The organism is Lentilactobacillus senioris DSM 24302 = JCM 17472, from assembly GCF_001436555.1.
GTDB lineage: Bacteria > Bacillota > Bacilli > Lactobacillales > Lactobacillaceae > Lentilactobacillus > Lentilactobacillus senioris.
The window spans coordinates 287,853-297,592 of the sequence record NZ_AYZR01000009.1 but is presented as its reverse complement, the minus strand read 5'-3'; the positions used below and the strand labels follow the sequence as shown (position 1 = coordinate 297,592).

At 39.2% G+C, this 9,740-nt stretch carries 7 protein-coding genes and 1 riboswitch; of the genes, 5 read left to right on the top strand and 2 right to left on the bottom strand.

Annotated features, from left to right (window positions below; translation table 11 throughout):
• Positions 1-309 precede the first annotated feature (309 nt).
• Positions 310-1,467, top strand: coding sequence for an ROK family protein (locus tag FC56_RS07960; protein WP_056978869.1), 1,158 nt, complete (start codon positions 310-312; stop codon positions 1,465-1,467).
• A 65-nt stretch (positions 1,468-1,532) separates the two neighbouring features.
• Here the strand turns inward: FC56_RS07960 and FC56_RS07955 are convergent, their stop codons facing one another.
• Complete coding sequence (locus FC56_RS07955) at positions 1,533-2,909, bottom strand: sugar porter family MFS transporter (RefSeq protein WP_056978867.1); 1,377 nt, start codon at positions 2,907-2,909, stop codon at positions 1,533-1,535.
• A gap of 301 nt (positions 2,910-3,210) precedes the next feature.
• On the opposite strand from FC56_RS07955, the gene xylA reads away from it, so the two are divergent.
• The 4 genes from xylA to FC56_RS07935 all read left to right on the top strand — a co-directional run bounded on the left by xylA (position 3,211) and on the right by FC56_RS07935 (position 8,078).
• The gene (gene xylA / locus FC56_RS07950; RefSeq protein WP_056978865.1) at positions 3,211-4,560 is read left to right on the top strand and encodes a xylose isomerase; all 1,350 of its coding nucleotides are present in this window, start codon (positions 3,211-3,213) and stop codon (positions 4,558-4,560) included.
• A 72-nt stretch (positions 4,561-4,632) separates the two neighbouring features.
• The gene (gene xylB, locus FC56_RS07945; protein ID WP_056978863.1) at positions 4,633-6,144 is read left to right on the top strand and encodes a xylulokinase; all 1,512 of its coding nucleotides are present in this window, start codon (positions 4,633-4,635) and stop codon (positions 6,142-6,144) included.
• Positions 6,145-7,132: 988 nt separating this feature from the next.
• Positions 7,133-7,298: riboswitch (M-box (ykoK) riboswitch) on the bottom strand.
• 139 nt (positions 7,299-7,437) lie between these two features.
• Positions 7,438-7,782, top strand: coding sequence for a hypothetical protein (locus tag FC56_RS07940; protein ID WP_054671216.1), 345 nt, complete (start codon positions 7,438-7,440; stop codon positions 7,780-7,782).
• 74 nt (positions 7,783-7,856) lie between these two features.
• Entirely contained in the window at positions 7,857-8,078 is a 222-nt protein-coding gene (locus tag FC56_RS07935; RefSeq protein WP_056978861.1) for a hypothetical protein, read from the top strand.
• Positions 8,079-8,124: 46 nt separating this feature from the next.
• Here the strand turns inward: FC56_RS07935 and gndA are convergent, their stop codons facing one another.
• Entirely contained in the window at positions 8,125-9,552 is a 1,428-nt protein-coding gene (gene gndA / locus FC56_RS07930; RefSeq protein ID WP_054671230.1) for an NADP-dependent phosphogluconate dehydrogenase, read from the bottom strand.
• Positions 9,553-9,740: the final 188 nt, after the last annotated feature.

Below are 9,740 nucleotides of genomic sequence, written 5' to 3'. Positions count from 1 at the left end.
TAGGACGTTGCCACGCTAATTGTTAAAAGGATCTCTAGAAATAGAGGTCCTTTTTTGTATATAAAATTGGAAAGTATAGCAATAATATTTATTACATTGGTTAGTAGGATAATTGCTAAAATAATTTTATTAATTATAGTAAATAAAAAATTTTATTATATTAATGCTTTAGTGATCCCCAATAGTAGACAAACTAAGTTGGTTGGTTAAACTAATTAACCTCCCCAAAAACCGCAAAAAATGTTATATTATATATAGTTGAAGCGTTTTAAAAATAAATTAATCTATTACATTTGAAAGGATAATCCTATGGATGATGGACTAACCAGCAAACAATTAGTACGACAAACTAATGGTAAATTAATTCTTCAAAATATTTTTAATTCTGGTGTTACCTCAAGAGCTCAAATTGCTCGAGATCTTTCTCTTAACAAATCAACTGTTTCTTCTATCTATAATGATCTTATGTTAACGGGACTGATTAAGGAAGTTGGAGATGGGGAAGCTTCTAATAACGGAGGCCGTAAACCGACTATGGTAACCATTAATGCAACGTATGGGGTAACGGTTAGCTTAGATATTGCCTACCGCAACTTACATTACATGTTTAACTACTTAAATGGTGAGATTGTTAAAAGTGGTGAAATTAGAATTTATCAACGGGATATTCATGAAATTTTGGACATTATCCATGATTTAATCGAATCTACTTTGCCAAAAATTAAGAGCGAAGTTGGATTGATGGGAATATCTATTTCTTACCACGGGATCGTAAAAGACGGTCAAATCTTATACTCACCATTCCTAAATTTAGGTGGAATAGACTTAAAACAAGAGCTCTGGAAAATGTATCCCCACGTTAAAATTACTATTGATAATGAAGCTAACATGGCTGCGTTATACGAACGAGACTTTAACGATGAACAATCGACCGAAAATTCCATTACCATCAGTATCCATAAAGGGATCGGGGCTGGGATTATTTTAAACCATACGATCTATCGGGGCGCCACCGGCGAGGCCGGGGAAGTGGGTCGCACGTTAACCATGCACAACGGCAAATATCAGACGGTAGAATCAATTTGTTCGGAAGATGCAATTATCACGGCAATTAGTGACGAATATGGAGAGCCACTGTTTAGAAATGACGTGGTGGATCTATACCGGAAGAGCAACCCGATTGTTATTAAACGATTAGATCTATTCGTAGAAACTATTGCCTTTTTGATGTATAACATTGCTAAAACTTTTGACACCCATTCTTTCTTCATTAGCTCGCCGCTAATTGAAGAAATGCCAGAAATGTTAAATGCTATCGATGAGCAAATGAGAATGATCGATAGCAGCATTCCTAACGTCTATTTGATCGATGATGCAGATAAGGCTACATTATTGGGTTCATGCTCTTTAATCACTCACAGAGTGCTTGATATGATGAATTACGACCTTCACTTTTCCATTAATTAAATAAGAACATAAAAAAACGATCAACTGAAAAGTTGATCGTTTTTTGTGAAGAGAGGATGGAAATATTAGTTTGCTGATTCTTGGCGTAGTTTTTCTTCGATTTCTTCCAAAGATTTGTTCCGGGTTTCGAAAACTTTTGAGTGAACAAACCAGATAGAAGCGAAACAAAGAACAGCGTAACCAATAAAGAGGCTACCAGTACCAAAGAAGTTCAACAATGGAGGGAAAGTTAAGGAAACAACCATGTTGGCAGACCAGTTAATAACACTGGCAAAGGAGTTACCTAAACCACGAATGTTAAGTGGGAAAACTTCACCAATCATAACCCACATAACTGGTCCCCAGGTTGCTGAGAAGAAAGCGATGTAAACGGTAAGTGCTAAAACACAGATCCAAGCAGCTAAAGTACTACCACCTGAGAAGTGCATTGAAATACTCATGATTAAAAGAGAAATTCCCATTCCGACGGCACCACCGATTAGCATCTTTTTACGATCAATCTTATCCATGATCATTACGGCTACGGCGGTAACTAATACGTTAAAGATCCCAATTCCGATGTGAGCAATTAAAGCAGCGGAAACACCAAAGCCAACGTCGGTGAAGATGGTTGGAGCATAGTAAAGCACGGTATTACATCCCATTACTTGTTGGAAGATAGCAAGGCCAACCCCAATTACTAGGGCAGGGTGAACGAATTTACTGAATAATTCTTTCCAGCCACCACTCTTGATTTGAGCTTGAGCCTTAATATCAGTTAATTCTTCATTAACAACGGTCATGTTGTTGTTATTCATAGTAGCTAAAACGTGCTTAGCTTCTTCATTTTTACCTTGTTTAACTAAGAAACGAGGACTTTCTGGCAAGATCAAAGCTCCAAAGAAAAGCAAGGCAGCTGGAATAGCAGCAAAACCAAGCATCCAACGCCAACCAGTGTACATGCCTGAGAAGGTGTAGTTAGTGATGTAGGCGATTAAGATCCCAGTCATAACCATCAATTGGAACAAACTAGACATGGAACCCCGTTTGTCAGCTGGTGATAGTTCAGCTAAGTAAGTAGGAATCAAAGCAGAAGCAGCCCCAACGGCCATCCCTAAGATGATTCGAGAAATAATTAAAGTCCAAAATTCAGGGGAGAAAGCAGAACCTAAAGCCCCAACGAAGAAAATAATTGAAGATAAAAGAACTAATTTACGACGACCGTACTTATCAGACATTGGTCCAATAACAGCAGCCCCTAAGATGGCCCCTAATAGTACGGCAGAAACAACCCAACCTTGTTGCCAAGCGTTTAATTTAAGTTGTTTTTCGATGAATAAGATGGCTCCTGAGATAACCCCGGTATCGTAACCGAAGAGTAATCCGCCTAATGCGCCGAAGAAATAAACAAAAGCGGCTGAAACATGGTGGGTCTTAGTCCCACTATTATCAATATTTTGCATTAATTTCACCTCAAAAAATTACTAAGTTCAAAATAAAGTCAGTTGGTTGGTTGTATAAACTTATTAAACAATTATTAGTATATCCCACAAACTAAAAAATGGCAACCGCTTTCAAAAAAAGTGTTATTTCTAATAATATCCAAATGAATTTAAACTAATTACTTATAATGAAGACAAAAAAATTGAAAAAAACTACTTGAAAGTGCTTGCATTTTTTCTGATGAGCAATTATACTGAGTTTTGTAAGTTGGTTGTGTAAACAAACTAAAAAGTCAAAACACATATTCGGAGGCATTCAAACATGAGTGATTTATGGAAAGGTATTAACAAGATTGAATACGTTGGTAATTCAGACCTTAATTCTGGTTTAGGATTCCACTACTACAACCCAGAAGAAGTCATTGCTGGTAAGAAGATGAAAGACTGGTTGCGTTTCTCAGTTGCCTACTGGCACACATTTGACCAACGCTTGGTTGATCCATTCGGTGACGGTACTGCTCAACGTCCATACGACAAGTACACTGACCCAATGGACTTAGCAATGGCTAAAGTAGACTACGCTTTTGAATTCTACCAAAAATTAGGCGTTCAATTCTTTGCATTCCACGATCGTGACTTAGCTCCAGAAGGTAACACTCTTCGTGAAACTAATGCTAACTTGCAAAAAGTGGTTGATAAGATCGTTGCTAACCAAAAAGAAACAGGCATGCAAGTTCTTTGGAACACTTCAAGTTTGTTTACTAACCCACGTTTCGTTGCTGGTGGTGCCAGTTCTCCATATGCTGACATCTTTGCCTACTCAGCTGCTCAACTTAAGAACAGTTTGGATATTGCTAAGCAAGTTGGTTCACAAAACTACGTCTTCTGGGGTGGTCGTGAAGGTTACGAATCACTTTGGAACACTGACATGAAGCGTGAACAAGAACACTTAGCTAAGTTCTTCCACATGGCTAAAGATTACGCTAACGAAATTGGTTACGATGGCCAAATGTTACTTGAACCAAAGCCAAAAGAACCAATGACTCACCAATATGACTTTGATGCTGCTACTACTATGAACTTCTTGAAAGATTACGACTTGGACAAAGACTTCAAGTTGAACTTGGAAGGTAACCACGCTAACTTAGCTGGCCACACTTACCAACACGAAGTTCGGACTGCTCGTGAAGCTAACATGTTAGGTTCATTGGACGCCAATGAAGGTGACAAATTAATTGGTTGGGATATTGATGAATATCCTTCAAACTTATACGAAACTACTGCTGTTATGTATGAAGTACTTGAAGCAGGTAGTATCGGACCTAAAGGTGGTTTGAACTTTGATTCTAAGCCACGTCGTTCATCATTCGAACCAGAAGACCTCTTCTATGGCCACATCATCGGGATGGATAGCTTTGCAGCCGGATTGCGGGTAGCTGACAAGCTTAAGAGCGATGGTTACCTTGAAGATATCGTTTCCAAGCGTTACTCATCATTTGACTCAGGCATCGGTGCTGATATCGAAAACGGCAAGGCTGACTTCAAGTCACTTGAAGAATACGCAATTGACATTCCACAATCAGACTTGATTGCTGCTACTCACTCAGACCACTTGGAACAAATCAAAGATACGATTAACCACTACATCGTTAACACTTTGGGTAACAACTAAGATAGTTAATCAAACAAAAAAGGTGATTGGTTCGCTATGAGCCAATCCCTTTTCTGTCAGGAGGAAGAAATTATGGCTCAATATGTTCTTGGCGTTGATTTAGGTACCAGTGCCGTTAAAGTTTCTGCGGTCACTCCAGAAGGAAAGATCGTAGCACAGGAAAGCGTTGACTATGATTTACAACAACCCAAACCAGGTTACGCTGAACAAAATCCCGAAGATTGGGTTTACGCAACGACGGTTTCGATTGTTCGATTAATCTTAAACGACCACATTGGTGTCGACGAAATCGAAGGAATTAGTTACTCAGGCCAAATGCACGGTTTAGTTTTACTAGATGAAAATGGCAAGGTACTTCGTCCAGCAATGCTTTGGAATGATACTCGTTCTACTAAGCAGTGTGAAGAAATTATGGCGGCTATGGGTCAAAAATTCATTGATATTACCCATAACCGACCATTAGAAGGGTTCACTTTGCCTAAGTTACTTTGGGTGAAGGAAAACGAACCGGAAATTTTTGCCAAGGCTAAAACCATGCTATTACCAAAGGACTACTTGCGTTACCGGATGACCGGTAAATTAGCGATGGATTATTCTGACGCGACTGGGACCGTGATGCTAGATATTGAAAAGGCTGATTGGAGTCAGGAAATCTTAGACGTCTTCCAAATTCCAGCCGAAATGTGCCCACCATTAGTGGAATCTATCGAAGATACTGGTAACATTACTCCCCAATACGCAGAGTTTTCTGGGCTTTCTACAGCTACTAAGACGTTCGGCGGCGGGGCCGATAACGCCTGTGGTGCAGTAGGGGCTGGTATTGATACTCCTAATAAGGTCTTATCTAGTATTGGTACTTCTGGTGTTATCTTGAAGTTTGAAGACGATGCTCGAACTAACTATAATGGGGTTCTTCAGTTTGAAGACCATGCCGTTCCTAACTCTTACTATTCAATGGGGGTTACTTTAGCAGCTGGTTTCTCATTAAGCTGGTTTAAGAAAACCTTCGGGGCTGATGAAGACTTTAACGACTTTGTTAATAGTGCGGCTGATTCTACGGTCGGAGCTAATGGGTTACTATTTGCTCCTTATATTGTAGGAGAACGGGCACCATATGCGGATGCAGATGTACGTGGTAGCTTCATTGGTATTGATGGTATTCACAAGAAGAGTGACTTTGTCCGGGCCGTCTTAGAAGGGATTACCTTCTCATTTGAAGATATTATGGAAATTTACCGTGAAAAGGGCGCTAAATTTGATACCGTAGTTGCGATTGGCGGCGGGGCCAAGAGTGCAATGTGGCAACAAATTCAGGCTGATATTTTCAATACTAAGGTAGTGTCATTGAAGAACGAACAAGGTCCTGGAATGGGAGCTGCAATGTTGGCTGCTGTTGGAATGGGTTGGTTCAAGAATATTCATGAATGTACTGAAAAATTTGTGGAATATACTAACGTTTTTGTACCAAATCCAGAAAACGTTGAAAAATACAAACAATTGCACCAAACCTACGCTAAGGTTTACAACCAAACCAAAGAAATTACCCATGAGTTGGTAAACTTTAGAAGAGAAAATCTAGGATAAAGTGCTAAGCCTAACGTGGTTTATTTCTGAGCACTAAGAAAATAACAGCCAATAGCTCTGCCTAAATGGACGCTATTTGCTGTTATTTATTTAGGCGGAGGAAATAAGTTAGGTGAAAGCCGATTTTGATTAGAGTGCTGAGGCCTTCGGGAATTAGCGACAATTAACCTAAGAAAACGGGATAGTTCGATACGGATTTTCTATCACTTCTCGTTTTTTATAGCTAGGGGGCTGATTGAAGGTGAAAGCCGTTTTAGATAGAGTGTTGAACCTCACGGGTACTTTTGATTACCAATGAAAAAATGCTGAATAGTTCGATTTGCTTTTTAAATCGCTATTTGGCATTTTTATGTTGGACGGAAAAAGTAGTGGGGTGAAGCCGTTTTATGATAAGCACCAATCACATTTAAATTGACCCCACAAAAAAAGACCTGACGCTTAAACGTCAGGTCTTTTATAATTTTTTATTAGCGATAATGGGCAGTCAGTGTGTAAGAAGCACTTCCGTTACTTCTCAGAGGTATGTTCCTCGTGATTACCCGGCTATCGATTAAATTGCGTTGAAATAAAATCTCCCCAATCAGTTCCCTGACCAGTGAAGCGTATCGAAGTTTTCGATCAGATCCCAAGGCGCCAGCCCTATAGGACCTGAAACCACCGAGAAGTTATCCCAAACGACTTTCCCTTTGCTTTAGTAAACATTAAACTTATTGTTCTTTAGTGTGCAGCGACTAATAAAAGGCGCTTAAAAGAAGCTTAGCTAAAACAGAATTGAAAAATACAATTTGATGTTGATGGGAAAATCAATTGGGAAACTTCTCTAATGATTATAAATCAGCGACGTTAATGCCAACTGATTTTCCCATGCTAGACTGATGTTTAGACGACGATCCAGGGTCATAGACTTCAGCTGTCATCAACATTCACCTCCGAAAATTTTTTTATGAAATGAAAAAGTGTCCAGCCGTTTGATTGACTGCACACCAAAAATTACAGCCAATCGTTGAGTTTTAGCACTATACAGCGTAGTTATAAAATAACAGCTACGTTAGTTCAAGCCTTAATTTGACAAGAACAGCTGACTCATTGGCGTTTTTCGACGTTTCTGAGCAGTAGCATTTTCCGTATAGGAGCCTCACCTAACAGCTAATCTCTATTCATTTCTACTATTAGTTTAACAGGCTTATAAATAAAAAGCAACTTTCAAGAATCAAGTTATCTTTTAGTAAATAAACTGCTTCAAATTGCTAAAAAGTGTAATAATGGAATTAGATAATTTTTAGGAGGTTCATTATGGCAGAGAAAAATGCATTTCAACAATTAGATGAAGCGGCAACTATTAGCGCGGTAAAAGAATTTATCGTGGCCTACCTCAAACACTACCAAAATAATACGCTAGAAATATTTGCTCAATACTCAGTTGATTACTGGATGAGTGATATTAATGAATTTATTGCGGAAAATTCTGCATACCAACCAGAAGAATTACGTAAGTTGCTACTAAAAGAATATCAGCCGGCTTTTACCCAGATTTTAACTAAAATTAATCCGGATTACACCGCTGAAGGTCAACTTGCTGTTGGAACCTGGGATGAATGGTACCACGAACATGCAATGAGTTTAGAACAGGGACAATAATTAGGCGTTAAATTCGAAATTGTTTTTCGGCCTTGCTATCATTTAAGTAATCCTAATGATCGGAGGGCAGCGAAATGGCAAAGAAAATTCAATTAACTGAACCGCAAATCGAAACGGCTTCACCCAGAGTAGCGGAATTGCTGAATACTCAGGCAGTTCTTTCAATTCGAGTTCCCCGATTCGAATTTCAAAAGGTGGCTACTCACTTGATGGAAGTAGCTGCTGATCAAGGTAAATTACCAGGGGAACTAAGACGCCAAACTTGGCGGCAGTTAACTGGCACTAATTATGAATAGCAAAACAAAAAGGACTGAATTTTCAGTCCTTTTTTATTTTGAGCTATTATTGTTCTTCGTACCATGGGTAATGGAAGTTACCTGGGCGGTCAACACGTTCATAAGTGTGAGCACCGAAGTAATCCCGTTGAGCTTGAAGTAAGTTTTGTGGCAATACTTCTGCTCGGTATGAATCGTAGTAAGCAACGGCAGCTGAAAGTGATGGTACTGGTACACCAGCTTTGGTAGCTAAGATAACTACGTCACGAGCAGCGTCTTGATATTTAGCAGCAATATCAGTGAAGTATGGATCTAATAATAAGTTATCAAGTTCTGGGTTCTTTTCGTAAGCATTAGTAATGTTTTGAAGGAATTGAGCCCGAATGATACAACCGGCACGCCAAATCTTAGCAAGTTCGCCCATCTTCAAGTTCCAATCATATTCTTCAGAAGCAGCTTTTAATTGAGCAAAGCCTTGAGCGTAACTCATTACTTTACCGAAGTAGAGAGCTTCACGAACTTTTTCAACGATTTCATCTGGGTTGAATTCAACTTCTCCAGAAGGAGCGGGAAGGACTTTAGAAGCCTTAACCCGTTCTTCTTTGATCATTGAAATGAATCGAGCGTAAACTGATTCGGTAATTACTGATTGGTCAACGCCAATTTCAAGAGCATCTTGGGAACTCCACTTACCAGTACCCTTGTTAGCACCACGATCTAAGATCATGTCAACGATTGGGTTATCAGTACCTAAGTTGTCTTTGCGAGTTAAAATATCAGCGGTGATTTCGATTAAGTAACTGTTCAATTCACCTTCATTCCAGTCGGCAAAAATATCAGCCATTTCTGGAACGGATAAGCCAGCAACGTTACGTAAAATGTTGTAGCTTTCGTCGATTAATTCTTCATCACCATATTCGATACCGTTGTGGACCATCTTAACATAGTGGCCAGCACCGTTAGGACCGATGTAAGCAACACAAGCTTCGCCGTCTTCTGGAGCTTTAGCGGCAATTTGGTTTAAGATAGGAGCAACTAAATCATAAGCTTCCTTTTGACCACCAGGCATAAGGGAAGGACCTTGTAAGGCACCAAGTTCACCACCGGAAACACCCATACCGATAAAGTTAATTCCAGATTTATCTAGACGAGCATTACGTTCCATTGTGTCGTGGAAGTTAGTGTTCCCACCATCAATTAAAACGTCACCTTTATCAAGAAGGGGAAGTAATTCATCGATGACAGCGTCAGTTGGTTTACCAGCTTTAACCATCATGATGATCCGACGAGGAGTTTCAAGTGAGTTCACAAAGTCTTCAACTGAGTAACTAGGTACTAGTTTCTTTTCACTGTGATCCTTCATTACGTCTTCAGTTTTTGATGCACTACGGTTGTAAATACCAACAGTGTAGCCGCGACTTTCAATGTTGAGGGCAAGGTTCTTACCCATGACGGCCATTCCAACAACGCCGATATTTGCTTTTTGATCAGCCATTAGATCCCATCCTTTTTAATTATAAAATTTGTTACATCAGTAGTGTAACACTTCACAATTTAATTGTGAAACAAAAACTTATTTTCAGAAAAAATTTCTGTAAGTGATTTGGTATTAATTTTACAACTAACTTTAAGAAAGTAAAGAAGACAAATAAAAAAAGCCCCTTAGTGACTATAACTAAAGGA

Coding starts and splice junctions, on each gene's coding strand:
- FC56_RS07940 (WP_054671216.1), top strand. CDS start 7,438: ATGGCAGAGAAAAATGCATTTCAACAATTAGATGAAGCGGCAACTATT.
- xylB (WP_056978863.1), top strand. CDS start 4,633: ATGGCTCAATATGTTCTTGGCGTTGATTTAGGTACCAGTGCCGTTAAA.
- FC56_RS07935 (WP_056978861.1), top strand. CDS start 7,857: ATGGCAAAGAAAATTCAATTAACTGAACCGCAAATCGAAACGGCTTCA.
- FC56_RS07960 (WP_056978869.1), top strand. CDS start 310: ATGGATGATGGACTAACCAGCAAACAATTAGTACGACAAACTAATGGT.
- gndA (WP_054671230.1), bottom strand. CDS start 9,552: ATGGCTGATCAAAAAGCAAATATCGGCGTTGTTGGAATGGCCGTCATG.
- xylA (WP_056978865.1), top strand. CDS start 3,211: ATGAGTGATTTATGGAAAGGTATTAACAAGATTGAATACGTTGGTAAT.
- FC56_RS07955 (WP_056978867.1), bottom strand. CDS start 2,909: ATGCAAAATATTGATAATAGTGGGACTAAGACCCACCATGTTTCAGCC.